This is a genomic window from Cellulomonas sp. CW35 (assembly GCF_052378485.1).
Classification (GTDB): Bacteria; Actinomycetota; Actinomycetes; order Actinomycetales; family Cellulomonadaceae; genus Cellulomonas; species Cellulomonas uda.
In genome coordinates, this window is record NZ_CP199000.1 from 1,592,444 (window position 1) to 1,607,733 (window position 15,290).

Below are 15,290 nucleotides of genomic sequence, written 5' to 3' on the forward strand. Positions count from 1 at the left end.
CGAGACATCCCATCATTCGCTCCGTAGGTTCGGTGGTACCGGACCGATTCCACGAGGAGCGAAGATGTCCACCACCGCCGTACCCGGCACCGACAACCTCGAGGCGACGACGCCTGCAGCCTGGGCGGGGTTCGTCGCCGGACCCTGGGTCGACCACGTCGACGTGCGCGACTTCATCCAGCGCAACTACACGCCCTACGAGGGTGACGGGGCGTTCCTGGCCGGCCCCACCGCGCGGACCACGGGCATCTGGTCGAAGCTCTCCGAGCTGTTCCCCGAGGAGCGCGAGAAGGGCGTCTACGACGTCGACGCCGCGACCCCGTCGACCATCACCTCGCACGCCCCCGGGTACATCGCGAAGGACGACGAGGTCATCGTCGGCCTGCAGACCGACGCGCCGCTCAAGCGCGCGATCATGCCGAACGGCGGCTGGCGCATGGTCCAGACCTCGCTGCAGACGTACGGCTACGAGGCACCGCAGGAGATCGTCGACATCTTCACCAAGTACCGCAAGACGCACAACGACGGCGTCTTCGACGTGTACCCCCCGGACGTGCGCGCCGCGCGCTCGTCGCACATCATCACCGGCCTGCCGGACGCGTACGGCCGCGGCCGCATCATCGGTGACTACCGTCGCGTCGCGCTGTACGGCGTCGACACGCTGATCGACGCCAAGAAGCTCGAGAAGGCCGAGCTCGACATGGAGCGTTCGGTCGAGGACGTCATCCGGGCCCGCGAGGAGCTGGCGGAGCAGATCCGCGCGCTGGGCGAGCTCAAGCAGATGGCCGCGTCCTACGGCTACGACATCTCGGGCCCCGCGACGACCGGCCGCGAGGCCGTGCAGTGGCTGTACTTCGGCTACCTCGCCGCGGTGAAGGAGCAGAACGGCGCCGCGATGTCGCTGGGCCGCACGTCCACGTTCCTCGACATCTACCTCGAGCGCGACCTGGCCGCCGGCACCATCACCGAGGAGCAGGCGCAGGAGATCATCGACGACTTCGTCATCAAGCTGCGCATCGTCCGGTTCCTGCGCACCCCCGAGTACGACAACCTGTTCTCGGGCGACCCGACGTGGGTCACCGAGACCATCGGTGGCATGGGCGAGGACGGCCGCACGCTCGTCACCAAGAACTCGTTCCGCTTCCTGCAGACCCTCTACAACCTGGGCCCGGCGCCCGAGCCGAACATGACGGTCTTCTGGACCGACGCGCTGCCCGAGGGCTTCAAGAAGTTCTGCGCGCAGGTGTCGATCGACACGTCCGCCGTGCAGTACGAGTCCGACGACCTGATCCGCGCCGACTGGGGCGACGACGCCGCGATCGCGTGCTGCGTGTCCCCGATGCGGGTCGGCAAGCAGATGCAGTTCTTCGGCGCCCGCGTGAACCTCGGCAAGGCGCTGCTCTACGCCATCAACGGCGGTCGCGACGAGGTGTCGGGCAAGCAGATCGCCCCGGTGTCCGCGCCGGTCGAGGGCGAGTTCCTCGACTACGACGACGTCATGGCGAAGTTCGACAAGACGATGGACTGGCTCGCCCAGACCTACGTCGATGCGCTCAACTGCGTGCACTACATGCACGACAAGTACGCGTACGAGCGCATCGAGATGGCGCTGCACGACCGCGACATCCTGCGGACCATGGCGTGCGGCATCGCGGGCCTGTCGGTCGTGGCGGACTCGCTGTCGGCCATCAAGTACGCGAAGGTGCGCGCGCTGCGCACCGCGGACGGTCTCGTCACCGAGTACCAGGTGGAGGGCGACTTCCCGACCTACGGCAACGACGACGACCGTGCCGACGACATCGCGGTGTACCTGGTCGAGACGTTCATGCGCAAGATCCGCCAGAACCCGACGTACCGCGGCGCGCTGCACACGCAGTCCGTGCTGACCATCACGTCGAACGTCGTGTACGGCAAGGCGACGGGCTCCACGCCCGACGGCCGGCGCCACGGCGAGCCGTTCGCCCCGGGCGCCAACCCGATGAACGGCCGCGACACGCACGGCATGCTCGCCTCCGCCCTGTCGGTCGCGAAGCTGCCCTACTCTCAGGCGCAGGACGGCATCTCGCTCACGTCGTCGGTCGTGCCCTCGGGCCTCGGCCGCACGCGGGACGAGCAGGTCGCCAACCTCGTCGGCCTCCTGGACGCGTACACGATGTCCCACGGCTACCACATGAACGTCAACGTGCTGAACCGTGAGACGCTCGTCGACGCGATGGAGCACCCGGAGAACTACCCGCAGCTCACCATCCGCGTGAGCGGCTACGCCGTGAACTTCGTCCGGCTGACGCGCGAGCAGCAGCTCGACGTCCTGTCGCGGACGTTCCACGGCGCGGTCTGACACGACGCCGCCGGGGTGGGTCCGTCCCGCTGACACGCGGACCCGCCCCGGTCGGCCCCCCCTTCCCGCACCCCCAGAGGAGACGACGATGAGCACGGTGACCGACCCGCAGGTCGGGGCCCCGGTCGTCCCGCTGGGGATGCCGCTCGTCGGCGGCGCGCACGGGCGCGTGCAGGGTGCCGGCACCGAGGGCCTCGAGGAGGCCACGAACGAGGACCGGTCCGCGCGGCTCGCCGCCGTGCGGGCCGGCGAGGTCGGGTCGGTCCACTCGTGGGAGCTCGTCACCGCGGTGGACGGGCCCGGGACCCGCATGACGGTCTTCCTGGCCGGCTGCCCGCTGCGCTGCCTGTACTGCCACAACCCCGACACCATGCAGATGCGCCGCGGCACGGACGTCACGTCCGACGAGCTGCTCGCGCGGGTGAGCCGCTACCGCGGCGTCATGCGTGCGACGCACGGCGGCCTGACGATCTCCGGCGGTGAGCCGCTCATGCAGCCCGCGTTCGTGCGGCGCCTGCTGCGCGGCGCGAAGGCCATGGACGTGCACACCGCGATCGACACGTCCGGCTACCTGGGTGCGCAGTGCACCGACGAGATGCTCGACGACCTCGACCTCGTCCTGCTGGACGTGAAGTCCGGCGACCCGGAGACCTACAAGCGCGTCACGGGCCGTGAACTCGAGCCCACGCTGCAGTTCGGCCGGCGCCTCGCGGCGCGCGGCGACACGGAGGTCTGGATCCGCTTCGTGCTCGTGCCCGGCCTGACGGACGACGTCGAGAACGTCGAGAAGGTCGCGCAGTACGTCGCGTCGCTCGGCGAGTGCGTCACGCGCGTCGAGGTGCTGCCGTTCCACCAGATGGGCCGCGACAAGTGGGCCGAGCTGGGCATGCGGTACGAGCTCGAGGACACGCAGCCGCCCAGCCCCGAGCTGGTCGAGCGGGTGCGCGGTCAGTTCCGGGCGCGCGGCCTGCAGGTCTTCTAGAACGCGCTGACCTGCTCGGGAGCACGCTGGGGGCGGCTCAGCGTCCGCACCAGTGCGTCCTGCCCGTGCCGGCGCAGTGCGAGGTCGGTCAGGAGGGTCAGCACGGGCGACAGCGCCTCGGGCGCGAAGCGCGGTGCCGGGACCGACAGGCTCGCGGCCAGGTCGTCGGAGTGCACGACGATCTCGAGCAGCCGGGTCGCGACGAAGTCCTCGATCGCCATGGCCGCACCGGTCCAGGGCACGACGACGACAGGCGGCGCGGTCGTGAGCGCGACGTCGAGCCGTGCCGCGACCTCGACCGCCGCGGCGGCAGCCGCCTGCGGGCCCGCGGCCGCCTGCTCCTCGCCGCGCTCGCGCACACCGACGTTCGACGGGCCGTCGAGGTCCTCGCGGATCCACACGGCGTTCGCGTAGTGCGTCGAGACGGGGATCGGCTCGGCCAACCGGGAGTCGTGCGGGTCGTGGGCCGCGAGCGTCTCGACGATCCGCTGCGGCTGGTTCACGAGGTGCCAGGTGAGCGCCCCGACGCTCATGCCGGCGCACGCAGACTCGTCGTGCCAGCGCGTCGTGATCTCGGGCCAGGCGACGAGGCCGGCGAGCAGGCGCGACGCCCCCACGGCCGCGCGGGGGTCGAGGGAGCCGACGAAGGTCAGATCGGGCCACATGGGGACAACCTTGTCACGTCCGGTGGGTGAGGAGGTGGGACCGCGCGTGAGAGCGGCCGCACCGTGGGTGCGACCGCCCTCACGCGTCGTCGTGCGGTCAGGTCGTGCGGTCAGGTCGTCGTGAGAGCGCGTGGTCAGAGCGCGCTGTCGGGCCGCGTGGTCACGCTGTGGGGACGTTCGCCACGCCGTCCGGCAGCAGCCGGCGCCCGAGCACCCGCTCGCTGCAGCCCGTGCGGTCCAGGTACGGCGTGATCCCACCGAGGTGGAAGCCCCAGCCGGCACCCAGGATCATGCACAGGTCGATCTGCTGCGGGGTGGCGACCACGCCCTCGTCGAGCATGTGCCCGATCTCGCGCGTGAGGGCCGTGAGCACCGAGTCGAGGACGCCCGCCTCGTCGAGCGGTTCGCCGAGCGGCTCGGCCTCGCGGGCCGCGTCGAACGTCGCCTGGATTGCCGGGTCGACAGGCTTGGGCAGGCCCTTGCCGGCGGCGGGCAGCACGACGGTCGTGCCGTCCTCGACGAGCCTGGCCAGACCGGGGGAGCGGGGGAACCGCTCGCCCAGGTCCTCGCGCAGCGAGGTGAGCACGTGCAGGCCTACGGCCGGACCGACGAGGTCGAACAGCTCGAACGGCGGCATGGGCAGGCCGAGCGGCCGCAGCGCGCGGTCCGCGACCTCGACGGGCGTGCCCTTCTCGACCGCGTCGACGATCACGCCGAGCAGCAGCACCAGCAGCCGGTTGACGACGAAGCCCGGGCGGTCGGCGACGAGCACGGCCGTCTTGCGGAGCCGGCTCGCGACCGCGAACCCCGTGGCGAGGGCCTCGGGCGAGGTGCGCTCGGCCTGCACCACCTCGACGAGCGGCATGGCGGCGACCGGGTTGAAGAAGTGCAGCCCGACGACGCGCTCGGGATGCTGCAGGTCCGCCGCCATCTGCGTGACCGACAGGGCGGAGGTGTTCGTCGCGAGCACCGCGTCAGGCGAGACCACCTGCTCGACCTCCGCGAACACCCGCTTCTTGAGCGAGAGCACCTCGGTCACCGCCTCGATCACGAGGTCGCAGTCCGAGAGGTCGGCGAGGTCCGTGGTGCCACGCACGGAGCCGAGCAGGCGCGACGCGGCCGCGGGCGACAGCCTGCCGGTCGACGTGAGCCGCTCCACGCCCGAGCGGACCGCCTCGAGCCCCTTGGCCACGCGCTCGTCGTCGAGGTCGCGCATGACCACCGGTACCCCGAGGCGCTGCGCGAGCAGCAGCGCGATCTGCGCTGCCATGAGCCCGGCGCCGACGATCCCGACGCGCGTCACCGGGCGGGCGAGCGCGGCGTCGGGTGCGCCGACGGGTCGCTTGCCACCCGAGACGAGCCCGAACGCGTAGACCGACGCGCGCATCTCGTCGGACAGGATGAGGTCGGCGAGCGCCTCGTCCTCCGCGGCGAACGCCTCCTCGCGTGAGCGGTCGCGCGCGTGGGCGACGAGGTCCAGCGCCCGGTACGGAGCGGGCCGCGAGCCGTGGATCGTCGCGTCGAGGCGTGCGCGGGCGGCGTCGGTCACCGCGCGCCACGTGGCTTCGTCGTCGAGCTCGCGGCGCGGCACGACGACCTCGCCCCGCAGGACGCGCGCGGCCCAGCGCACGGACTCCTCGAGGAAGTCGGCCGTGTCGAGCACGACGTCGACCAGCCCGATCCGCTCCGCCTGCTGCGCCGTGAACGGCTTGTTCGCCGCGGGGCGCGTGAGGATGACGTCGAGCGCGTCCTGCACGCCGACGAGCCGCGGGACCAGGTACGCACCGCCCCACCCCGGCACGAGGCCGAGCCCCGTCTCGGGCAGGGCGAGCGCGCGGACGTCGGCGGCGGCCGTGCGGTAGTCGCAGTTCAGCGCGAGCTCGAACCCGCCGCCGAGCGCGACGCCGTTGACGAACGCGAACGTCGGCACGCCCATGTCGTGCAGGAGCCCGTACGCGGCGTGGCCGCCCCGGCCGAGCGCAAGAGCCTCCTCGCGGCTCGTGACGCCCGCGACCTGCGTGAGGTCGGCGCCGGCGGCCAGGTAGTACGGCTTGCCCGTGACCGCGACCGCCTGGACCTCGCCGGCGCGCACGCGGTCGCGCACCGACGTCAGCGTCGCGGTGAGCTCCGCGATGCCCGTCGGGCCGAACGTGGTGGGCTTGGTGTGGTCCAGGCCGTTGTCGATCGTGACGAGGGCGAGCGTCCCCGCCCCGTCGGGGAGGCGGACGTCGCGGGCGAGGGCGTGCGCGACGCGCTCGGTGCGCGGCGAGCCCACGGCGCCGGTCGTGCGGCCGGTCGTCGGGCTGGGCGTGGGGGTGGTCTCGCCGCTCACGGGGCGACCTCCTCGTCGGTCGGGGCGGCGCCGGCCGCGGTGGTGGCCGTCGGCTCGTACTCGGCGTGGTGCGGGTTCTCCCAGATGACGGTGCCGCCCTGGCCGAGACCGACGCACATCGTCGTGAGCCCGTAGCGGACCTCGGGCCGCTCGGCGAACTGGCGGGCGAGCTGCGTCATGAGCCGGACGCCCGACGACGCGAGCGGGTGACCCACGGCGATCGCACCGCCGTACGGGTTGACGCGCGGGTCGTCGTCCGCGATCCCGAACGCGTCGAGGAATGCGAGCACCTGCACGGCGAACGCCTCGTTGATCTCGAAGAGCCCGATGTCGTCGATCGTCAGACCCGCACGCTCGAGCGCGCGGTGCGTCGCGGGCACCGGACCGACGCCCATGATCTCGGGCTCGACGCCCGCGTACGCGAAGGAGACGAGCCGCATGCGCACCGGCAGGCCGAGCTCGGCGGCGGTGTCCTCGGCGGCCAGGAGGCACGCGGTGGCGCCGTCGGTCAGCGGCGCGGAGGTGCCCGCCGTGACGCGCCCGCCGGGGCGGAACGGGGTCGGGAGCGTGGCGATCGCCTCGACGGTCGTGTCCGGACGGGGCGGCTCGTCGGCCGTCGCGAGGCCCCAGCCCCGCTCGGGGTCGCGCGTGGCGACGGGCACGAGGTCCGGGTCGATCTTGCCCGCGGCGAGCGCGTCGGCGTACTTGCGCTGGCTCGCCACCCCGTACGCGTCGGCGCGCTCGCGCGTGAGGCCCGCGTCGCGGTCGTGCAGGTTCTCGGCCGTCACGCCCATGTTGAGCGCGTCGGCCGCGACGAGCCGCTCGGACAGGAAGCGCGGGTTGGGGTCGGCGTCGAACCCCATGGGGTGGTGGCCCATGTGCTCGACGCCGCCGGCCAGCGCGACGTCGGCCGCGCCCACGCCGATCTGACCCGCGAGGTTGGTGACCGCGGTCATCGCGCCGGCGCACATGCGGTCGATCGCGTAGCCGGGCACGCTGCGCGGCAGCCCGGCGAGCACGCCGACCGTGCGGCCGAGGGTCAGGCCCTGGTCGCCGGCCTGCGTGGTCGCGGCGATCGCGACCTCGTCGACCCGCTCCGGCGGGAGCTGCGGGTGGCGGCGCAGGAGCTCACGGACGGTCTTGACCGCGAGGTCGTCGGCGCGTGTGTGGCCGTACAGGCCGTCGGGGCGTGCGCGGCCGAACGGGGTGCGGACCCCGTCGACGAACACGGTGCGACGGACGGCGGGGGCGGCGGGCATCGGGGCCTCCTGAGGGACGACGGTGTCCAGGGGTGGTCAACGACCGGGAAGCGCTGCGGGTGTCCCGCGAGCTGCACGGACGCCGGGACCTTCGACCCACCGGGCCGAAGTTACCCGAGAGTAACATCCGTCGCCCGGCCCCGGGCGGGTTCCGCGCAGCGATCCGGGCTCAGGCCCGGCTCAGGCCCGGCTCAGGCCCCGAGGGTCGCGAACGCCGCCGCGAACGGCCCCGCCACGAGCTCGACCTGCCACGCGCGAGCGCCCCCGGCGGTGAGCTGCTCGGCGATCGACCCCGCGTCGAGCGAGGAGGGCGGCGACCAGCACAGGCGCCGCAGCAGGTCCGGCTGCAGGAGGTTCTCGACCGGCACCGTGTGCTGCTCCGACAGGCTCGCCACCACGTCGCGCGCGGCGGCGAGCCGTGCGGCAGCGGCAGGGTCACGGTCCGCCCACGCGCGCGGCGGCGGGGGCGCGTCGCTCTTCGGCCCGCGCACCGACGGCAGCTCGGAGTCGGGCAGCGCGAGTGCGCGGTCGATCGCGGACTGCCACAGCGGTGCGCGCCGCCGCGTGCCCTTGCCCGAGAACGCCGGCAGTGCCGTCAGTGCCGCGACACCGCGTGGCAGCGCCTGCGCGGCCGCGACGATCGCCGCGTCCGGCAGCACGCGCCCGGGCGACAGGTCGCGCTGGCGCGCGTTCGTGTCACGCGTCTCCCACAGCTCCCGCACGACCGCGAGCCGACGCGCGTCCCGGACCGCGTGCAGGCCCGAGACGCGGCGCCACGGCTCCACGCGCGGGGGCGGCGCGGGTGCGGTCCGCACGGCCTCGAACTCCTGGGCGGCCCACTCGGCCTTGCCGCTCACCGCGAGCCGCTCCGCCAGGACCTCACGCACCTCCACCAGCACCTCGACGTCGAGCGCCGCGTACCGCAGCCACTCCACCGGCAGCGGACGCGTGGACCAGTCCACGGCCGAGTGCTCCTTGGCGAGGCCGAGGCCGAGGGTGTCGGCCACGACGGCCGCGAGCCCCACGCGTTCCATGCCCAGCAACCGGGCGGCGAGCTCGGTGTCGAACACGCGCGAGGGGCGCATGCCCTGCTCCGCGAGGCCGGGCAGGTCCTGCGACGCGGCGTGCAGCACCCACTCGACGCCGACGAGCGCCTCCGACAGCGCCGACAGGTCGGGCAGCGCGATCGGGTCGACGAGTGCCGTGCCGGCGCCCTCGCGCCGGAGCTGGACCAGGTACGTGCGCTGGCCGTAGCGGTACCCCGACGCGCGCTCCGCGTCGACCGCGACGGGGCCGGTCGCCGCGCCGAAGGCCGCGACGACGGCGGCGAGCGCCTCGGGGGTGTCGACGACCGGCGGGACACCCTCGGCCGGCTCGGTCAGTGCGACGACCTCCACCGCCGCGGGGGTCCCGGGCGTCGTGGTCTCGTCGGTCGCTGCCGGGTCGGTCGCTGCAGGGTCGGCCACGGTCGAGGAGTCGACGTCCGCGGTCCCGGCGGGCGCGCGCTCGTCGTCCTCAGGTCGCATGTTCCCACCGTAGGCGACGTGGCTGCGCTGCCACGCGAAGCGCGCCGCAAGTCGTGGGACGACAGCGTCAGTCGAGGAGTCCGCCACGGAACGACATGGCGACCAGGTGGGCACGGTCGCCCGTGCCGAACTTGCGGGAGATGCGCGCGAGGTGGCTCTTGACCGTCAGCGCGGACAGGCCGAGCTCCTCGCCGATCAGCCGGTTGCTGCGCCCCTGGGCGACGAGCTTGAGGACGCTCAGCTCACGGGTCGTGAGCTCCGGCAGGGACGGCGCGGGCGGGGGAGCGGCCGGTGTGCGCTGGAGCGACGGCGACGTGGCGCCCGCGACCGCGCCACGCACCCCGCCGGCGAGCAGGATGCCGAGCTCCTGGCGGCTCGCGCGGCGGGTCAGCACGACGACGCGCTGGCTCCCGCGGCGGCGCAGGTTCTGTACGAGCGAGCTCCCGTCGCCGTCGGCGAGCTCGGTGACGACGACGCACATGTGGTGGGCCGCGGCGGGGCGCGTCGCGGCCTGGCCCGCCGAGGCAGCAGGACGGGCGACGGGTGCGCGGCGCAGCGGCTCGATGCTCACGACGTGCTGATCGGCACCCCGGTCCGGGGACTTGAGCCCCGGTAGGACGAATCCGTCACACCGGTGACGTGAGTGCGCTGCTCAGGCTGCGTGTCAGCGGTGCGGACCGAGCGTCAGTGGCGCGGGCCGAGCGGGACCACGCCCTCGGGCAGCGGCGGCAGGCCGGCCGCGGTGCACAGCAGCGTCTCCCACGCCCGCAGGTGGTCGCGCAGGTCGTCGTCCGCCGCCGTCCACGACGCGCGGATCTCGAGCTCGGTCTGCTCGGCCCGCACCTCGAGCGCGCCGAAGCTCTGGGACAGCACCCGGGTGACCGTCCCACCCGCGGCGTGCGCCTCGAGGCCGACGCTCGCGAGCGCGTCGAGGAACCAGGTCCACGCGACCTCCGCGAGCAGCGGGTCCGCGCCGACCTCCGGCTCGAGCGTCGCCCGCACGAGCGTCACCAGCCGGAACCGGCCGTCCCACGCCTCCTGGCCCGCCGGGTCGTACAGCACGACGAACCGGCCCGACGCGAGCTCGGCGGCCGCGACGGAGCGACGCGCGGTGCGCACCTCGGCCGTGAGCGCCGCCGAGAAGGGCGCGATGCGGGCCGGACCCGGCACCTCGTCGAGGAGCACCTCGGGTCGGACGCTGACGGCACGCAGCGAGCGCAGGGCCTGGACGAACTCGACGGGGACGTCGTCGGGGCCGGCGGGGGTCATGGTTGCCGAGCGTAGGCAACGGGGCCCACGCGCGCGTGCAGGGCGCGCCGAGCGCCTGTGGAGGACGCGCTCGGGCGTCCTCGTCGCGCCGCTACCGTCCCGACCGTGCCGCACGAGGCGCACCGACGACGAGCGACGGGGGAGCAGTCATGGACGCGAACGGACCACGCACGGGGGACACGGGCGGGGGCTTCGTCCCCTCGGCGCGGACGGGCGGCCGCAGGCCGCGTGCCGGGTCGGCGCCGTCGCGCGCGAGGGGGTCGTCGACGGTCGCAGCACCCGGCGCCGCCGCGGACGGCGGGCCGGACGTCCGCCCGGACGGCCGCCCGGACGGCCGCCCGGACGGCGGGGTGGAGGGCGCCTGGCACGAGGGGGCGAGCGAGCGCATCGCGCGGCAGGTGCGGGACGCGGAGCGGCACGCGGAGGCGGCCGAGGCGCTGCGCGACGAGCTCGCGCGCCAGCACGCGTCCGCGCGCTCCGGGCGCGGCGAGGTGCGCGTGGAGGTCGACGCGCGCGGACGCCTCGTCCGGCTCGTGCTGTCCGACCGCGCGACGGCGCTGCCCGCCGCGACGCTCGCACGGCTCATCGAGGACACGGCCCACGCCGCGGCGCACCAGGTCGACGCGTCGGCGCTCGCGCTCGTCGAGCGGCGCCTCGGAGCGGGCTCCCCGCTGCTGGCCGCGATGCAGGAGGACCTCACGCTCGGCGCGGCCCCGCGGTGAGACATCTTGACCCCTGATCGTCCCGGCGGGGCGTCGGGGCGTGCGCACTAGGCTGAGGCGGCACCTCATCCGGCACACCACACGTCCGCGCCCGCCGAGGCGACGAACCGAAGGAGCACCACACAGCATGGTCGACATCGCCCCCGGCGGTCAGGTCGGGATCGCGCAGATCGGCGTCACCGGGCTCGCGGTCATGGGCCGCAACCTGGCGCGCAACTTCGCCCGCAACGGCTTCACCGTGGCCGTGCACAACCGGTCGTGGGAGAAGACGGCCTCGCTGGTCGCCGAGCACGGCGACGAGGGCACGTTCGTGCCGTCGGAGTCGGTCGCGGACTTCGTCGCGTCGCTCGAGCGGCCGCGCAAGGTCGTCGTGATGGTCAAGGCCGGTGCGGCGACCGACGCGGTGATCGACGAGCTCGTGCCGTTCCTCGAGGAGGGCGACATCGTCGTCGACGCCGGGAACGCGCACTTCCCGGACACGGTGCGCCGCGAGAACGCGCTGCGTGCCCAGGGCCTGCACTTCGTCGGCTCGGGCGTCTCGGGCGGTGAGGAGGGCGCGCTGCTGGGCCCGTCGATCATGCCGGGCGGCACGCGCGAGTCCTACGCGAGCCTCGGCCCGATCCTGGAGACGATCGCGGCGAAGGTCGACGGCGTGCCCTGCTGCACGTACGTGGGCCCGGACGGCGCCGGGCACTTCGTCAAGATGGTGCACAACGGCATCGAGTACGCGGACATGCAGCTCATCGCGGAGGCGTACGACCTGCTCAAGCAGGGGCTCGGCGCGTCCGCCGCCGAGATCGGCGAGATCTTCGCCGAGTGGAACACCGGGGACCTCGAGTCGTTCCTCATCGAGATCACCGCCGACGTGCTGCAGCACGTGGACGCGGCGACCGGGTCGGCGTTCGTCGACGTGGTGCTGGACCAGGCGGAGCAGAAGGGCACCGGCCGCTGGACCGTGCAGAACGGCCTCGACCTGGGTGTCCCGATCACCGGCATCGCGGAGGCCACGTTCGCGCGCGCGCTGTCCGGCGGGGTGGCCCAGCGCGAGGCCGCGCGCGGCGTGCTGCCCGCGGCGACCACGCCGTGGGAGGTGACCGACCGGGACGCGTTCGTCGAGGACGTGCGCCTGGCGCTGTACGCGTCCAAGGTCGTGGCGTACTCGCAGGGCTTCGACCAGATCGCCGCCGCCTCCGAGCAGTTCGGCTGGGACATCGACCGCGGGGCCATGGCGCGCATCTGGCGCGGCGGCTGCATCATCCGCGCCCGGTTCCTCAACCGCATCACCGAGGCGTACGAGCGTGCCCCGCACCTGCCGCTGCTGCTGGCCGACGAGTACTTCGCCGGTGCGGTCGGCAACGGTGTGGCCGCGTGGCGTCGGATCGTCGCCGGGGCCGCGCTGCACGGCGTGCCGACCCCCGCGTTCTCGTCGTCCCTCGCGTACTACGACGGCGTGCGTGCCGAGCGTCTGCCCGCCGCCCTCATCCAGGCGCAGCGCGACTTCTTCGGCGCGCACACCTACCGCCGCACCGACCGCGACGGCTCGTTCCACACCCTGTGGTCGGGCGACCGCACCGAGCAGGACGCGTGACGCAGGCCAGCGCCCCCGCCGGGGGTCACGGGACGGACGCGCGTGCGCTCCAGCCCGTGATCCTCGGCGCGGACATCGGTGTCTACGCGCTCGCGCGGTCGTTCCACGAGCAGTACGGCGTGACGTCCGTGGTCGTCGCGGGCGCCGCGCTCGGTCCCGTGCAGCACTCGCAGATCGTCGAGCACGAGATCGTCGCGGACGGGCACGACCCGCGCCAGCTCGTCGACCGTCTGCTTCAGGTCGCGCACCGCCTGCCGGACCGCCGGCTGCTGCTGATGGCGAACTCGGACTGGCTCGTGCGCGTCGTCGTCGAGCACCGCACCGAGCTCGAGCCGTTCTACGCGGTGCCGTTCCTCTCGGCGGACCTGCTGGCCCGCATCAGCGACAAGGCGACGTTCGCGGAGATCTGCGCCGAGCTCGACATCTCGGTCCCGCGCACGATCGTCCAGTCGTTCGGCGCGGACGAGCCCGACGTTCCCGTCGACCTGGAGTACCCGCTGATCGCGAAGGCGGCGAGCAGCGCGGACTACCAGGACGTCGAGTTCGAGGGGAAGAAGAAGGTCTTCGAGATCTCCTCGGCCGACGAGCTCGCGGCGCTGTGGCGTTCGCTGCGCGCGGCGGGGTACCGCGGCCGGTTCGTCGTGCAGGAACTCGTTCCGGGCGACGACACGCAGATGCGCTCGGTCACCGCGTACGTGGACCAGCGCGGGGTCGTGACCCTCTCGTGCTGCGCGCACGTGCTGCTCGAGGAGCACACCCCGTCCGGCCTGGGGAACCCGGCCGCGATGGTCACCTACCGCGACGACGCGATGCTCGAGCAGGCGCACCGGTTCCTCACCGCGACCGGCTACGTGGGCTTCGCGAACTTCGACGTCAAGGTCGACCCGCGCACGGGCCGGTTCCGGTTCTTCGAGGTCAACCCGCGCATCGGGCGGAACAACTACTACGTGACCGCGGCGGGTGCCAACCCGGTGCGGTTCGTCGTGGAGGACCGCATCGAGAACCGCGCGGTCGATCCCGTCGTCGTCGACCGCGAGGTGCTCTACTCGATCCTGCCGCACCGCCTCCTGCTGCGGTACGTGCGGGACCCGCAGCTCGGGGCGCGCGTGCGCGGCCTGATCCGGGCGGGCGCCACCGCGCACCCGCTGCGCTACCGCAAGGACCTGTCGCCGCGGCGTCGGTTCTACGTGCTCGCGGCAGCGGTCAACCAGGTGCGCAAGTTCCGTCGCTGGTACCCGGAGCCCACTGACACGGGCTTCTGACCCGCGTCGGCGCAAGCGTCGAGATCCTCGCGGTCACCCGAGCTCGGACGTGCCCGAGTACAGGTGCAGCACCGGGATGTGCAGCTCGTCGCGGGCCCGGGACGCCCAGTCGCGGTGGAACGTGTCGAGCCACGCGTGCGGGTAGGTGACGATCGCGACCTCACGCGCGTCGTGCGCCGCGGCGGCGGCGCGCAGCGCGGGCAGTGGGTCGTCGTCGACGACCTCGCCGGTCGCGGTCCGGCCGGCCGCGGCGAACTCCGCGAGCGTGCTCGAGAGCTGCTCGGCGGCCGTCGCGGTCGCCTCGCGCTCGGTGGGCTCCTTGCCGCGCAGGCGCTCGAGCGCGCCCTTGATCTCGCCGAGCCCGAGGTCGTCGACGATGGTCGGCAGCAGCGGTCGGTCGGTGTCGGCGGGCACCAGCACGTGGTACGCGAGCTGCTCGCCCTCGTGGAGGGCGAGCAGGTGCTGGACGTCGACGGGCGCGAGGGTGTCCTCGATGAGCACCAGGATCGTGTCGGTCACGTCGCCGAGCCTAGTTGCGAACGCGCGTCGTGGCTGGCCGTGCGCAGGTCCCAGCGCCCGAGCAGGACGCCGTCGGCGTGCAGGAGCTGCACGAGGCGCGCGGGCAGGGGGTCGCGTACCCACGGCGCGCCGTCCAGGACCCGCGGTGCAGGGCCGCCCACGACCGTCGGGCTCCACGTGAGGAAGAGCTCGTCGACGAGGCCCAGCGACACGAGCTCCCCGAGCAGCGTCGGCCCGCCCTCGGTGAGCACCGCGGTCAGGCCGCGCTCGGCCAGCGCGGCGAGGGCACCTCGCAGGTCGACGGCGGAGCGGCCCGCGACGACGAGGTCGTCGCCGAGCCGGTCGCGCAGCTCCCCGACGCGCGGGCTCGTCGCGCACGTGACGACGAGCGGCGGGCGCTCGGCGTCGAGCAGCGCGCCCGGCACGTCGCCGGACCGCGTGACGACGGCGAGCGCGGGGCGGTCGCCCCGACCGTGCGCGCGGCGCGTCGCGGCCACCGCGGGCGGCAGGTCCAGCTCGCGGTAGCGCTCCTGGCGGACCGTGCCCGCGCCGACGAGCACCACGTCGGCCAGCGCGCGCAGCGCGGTGAACACGCGCAGGTCGGCCGGTCCGTTGATCGAGCCCGTGACGCGGTCCGGGCCGGTCGCGGCGCCGTCGAGCGTGGCGATCATGTTGGCACGCACGGACCGGCCGGGGGCGAGGTCGTCGAGCAGCGCGACCAGCTCGGCCTCGTCCTCCCGCGGCTCGAGCCGCGTGGGGGGCGCGGCGGTCGCGTGCAGCAGGACGTCGAGCGCGGGGGAGTCGGTCATGGTCAGACCGTAGGGTGCC

13 protein-coding genes are annotated in these 15,290 nt (G+C 73.9%); 5 read left to right on the forward strand and 8 right to left on the reverse strand.

The window, feature by feature from the left end:
• Positions 1-64: 64 nt before the first annotated feature.
• Positions 65-2,338 (forward strand): formate C-acetyltransferase, encoded by a 2,274-nt coding sequence (gene pflB, locus ACT17Q_RS07355; protein ID WP_444665232.1) that lies wholly within the window; start codon positions 65-67, stop codon positions 2,336-2,338.
• 88 nt (positions 2,339-2,426) lie between these two features.
• Complete coding sequence (gene pflA / locus ACT17Q_RS07360) at positions 2,427-3,320, forward strand: pyruvate formate-lyase-activating protein (protein ID WP_444665233.1); 894 nt, start codon at positions 2,427-2,429, stop codon at positions 3,318-3,320.
• Here pflA and ACT17Q_RS07365 read toward each other — a convergent pair.
• The 6 genes from ACT17Q_RS07365 to ACT17Q_RS07390 all read right to left on the reverse strand — a co-directional run bounded on the left by ACT17Q_RS07365 (position 3,317) and on the right by ACT17Q_RS07390 (position 10,371).
• Positions 3,317-3,985, reverse strand: coding sequence for a maleylpyruvate isomerase N-terminal domain-containing protein (locus tag ACT17Q_RS07365; protein WP_094180177.1), 669 nt, complete (start codon positions 3,983-3,985; stop codon positions 3,317-3,319). The two genes, pflA and ACT17Q_RS07365, sit on opposite strands and share 4 nt — an antisense overlap.
• A 160-nt stretch (positions 3,986-4,145) precedes the next feature.
• Entirely contained in the window at positions 4,146-6,260 is a 2,115-nt protein-coding gene (locus ACT17Q_RS07370) for a 3-hydroxyacyl-CoA dehydrogenase NAD-binding domain-containing protein (RefSeq protein WP_444665369.1), read from the reverse strand.
• A 53-nt stretch (positions 6,261-6,313) separates the two neighbouring features.
• On the reverse strand, positions 6,314-7,576 hold the full coding sequence (locus ACT17Q_RS07375; protein ID WP_444665235.1) for a thiolase family protein: 1,263 nt from the start codon (positions 7,574-7,576) through the stop codon (positions 6,314-6,316).
• 191 nt (positions 7,577-7,767) lie between these two features.
• A complete protein-coding gene (locus ACT17Q_RS07380; protein ID WP_444665236.1) occupies positions 7,768-9,102 on the reverse strand; it encodes an HRDC domain-containing protein in 1,335 nt (444 codons plus the stop codon).
• Positions 9,103-9,169: 67 nt separating this feature from the next.
• Complete coding sequence (locus tag ACT17Q_RS07385) at positions 9,170-9,673, reverse strand: helix-turn-helix transcriptional regulator (protein WP_280525816.1); 504 nt, start codon at positions 9,671-9,673, stop codon at positions 9,170-9,172.
• Positions 9,674-9,786: 113 nt separating this feature from the next.
• On the reverse strand, positions 9,787-10,371 hold the full coding sequence (locus ACT17Q_RS07390) for a DUF3000 domain-containing protein (protein ID WP_094180174.1): 585 nt from the start codon (positions 10,369-10,371) through the stop codon (positions 9,787-9,789).
• 149 nt (positions 10,372-10,520) lie between these two features.
• Between ACT17Q_RS07390 and ACT17Q_RS07395 the strand changes: the two genes are divergently transcribed.
• From ACT17Q_RS07395 to ACT17Q_RS07405, 3 genes are all read left to right on the forward strand, one after another.
• Positions 10,521-11,093 carry a YbaB/EbfC family nucleoid-associated protein gene (locus ACT17Q_RS07395; RefSeq protein WP_444665237.1) on the forward strand — a complete coding sequence of 191 codons (573 nt, stop codon included), beginning with the start codon at positions 10,521-10,523 and terminating at the stop codon, positions 11,091-11,093.
• Between the two features lie 127 nt (positions 11,094-11,220).
• Positions 11,221-12,681, forward strand: a complete 1,461-nt coding sequence (gene gndA, locus ACT17Q_RS07400; RefSeq protein ID WP_094180172.1) for an NADP-dependent phosphogluconate dehydrogenase — start codon at positions 11,221-11,223, stop codon at positions 12,679-12,681.
• Positions 12,678-13,943, forward strand: coding sequence for a carboxylate--amine ligase (locus ACT17Q_RS07405; protein WP_444665238.1), 1,266 nt, complete (start codon positions 12,678-12,680; stop codon positions 13,941-13,943). Before gndA ends, ACT17Q_RS07405 begins: the two co-directional genes overlap by 4 nt.
• Before the next feature lie 33 nt (positions 13,944-13,976).
• On the opposite strand, the gene ACT17Q_RS07410 is transcribed toward ACT17Q_RS07405, so the two are convergent.
• The gene (locus tag ACT17Q_RS07410) at positions 13,977-14,462 is read right to left on the reverse strand and encodes a hypothetical protein (protein WP_094180170.1); all 486 of its coding nucleotides are present in this window, start codon (positions 14,460-14,462) and stop codon (positions 13,977-13,979) included.
• Complete coding sequence (locus tag ACT17Q_RS07415; protein ID WP_444665239.1) at positions 14,459-15,271, reverse strand: dihydrofolate reductase family protein; 813 nt, start codon at positions 15,269-15,271, stop codon at positions 14,459-14,461. Before ACT17Q_RS07415 ends, ACT17Q_RS07410 begins: the two co-directional genes overlap by 4 nt.
• Positions 15,272-15,290 lie beyond the last annotated feature (19 nt).

Bases quoted from the DNA above. Each gene is read 5' to 3' on its own strand.
- ACT17Q_RS07365 (WP_094180177.1), bottom strand. From the start codon at position 3,985: ATGTGGCCCGATCTGACCTTCGTCGGCTCCCTCGACCCCCGCGCGGCC.
- gndA (WP_094180172.1), top strand. From the start codon at position 11,221: ATGGTCGACATCGCCCCCGGCGGTCAGGTCGGGATCGCGCAGATCGGC.
- ACT17Q_RS07390 (WP_094180174.1), bottom strand. From the start codon at position 10,371: ATGACCCCCGCCGGCCCCGACGACGTCCCCGTCGAGTTCGTCCAGGCC.
- pflA (WP_444665233.1), top strand. From the start codon at position 2,427: ATGAGCACGGTGACCGACCCGCAGGTCGGGGCCCCGGTCGTCCCGCTG.
- ACT17Q_RS07380 (WP_444665236.1), bottom strand. From the start codon at position 9,102: ATGCGACCTGAGGACGACGAGCGCGCGCCCGCCGGGACCGCGGACGTC.
- ACT17Q_RS07415 (WP_444665239.1), bottom strand. From the start codon at position 15,271: ATGACCGACTCCCCCGCGCTCGACGTCCTGCTGCACGCGACCGCCGCG.
- ACT17Q_RS07375 (WP_444665235.1), bottom strand. From the start codon at position 7,576: ATGCCCGCCGCCCCCGCCGTCCGTCGCACCGTGTTCGTCGACGGGGTC.
- ACT17Q_RS07395 (WP_444665237.1), top strand. From the start codon at position 10,521: ATGGACGCGAACGGACCACGCACGGGGGACACGGGCGGGGGCTTCGTC.
- pflB (WP_444665232.1), top strand. From the start codon at position 65: ATGTCCACCACCGCCGTACCCGGCACCGACAACCTCGAGGCGACGACG.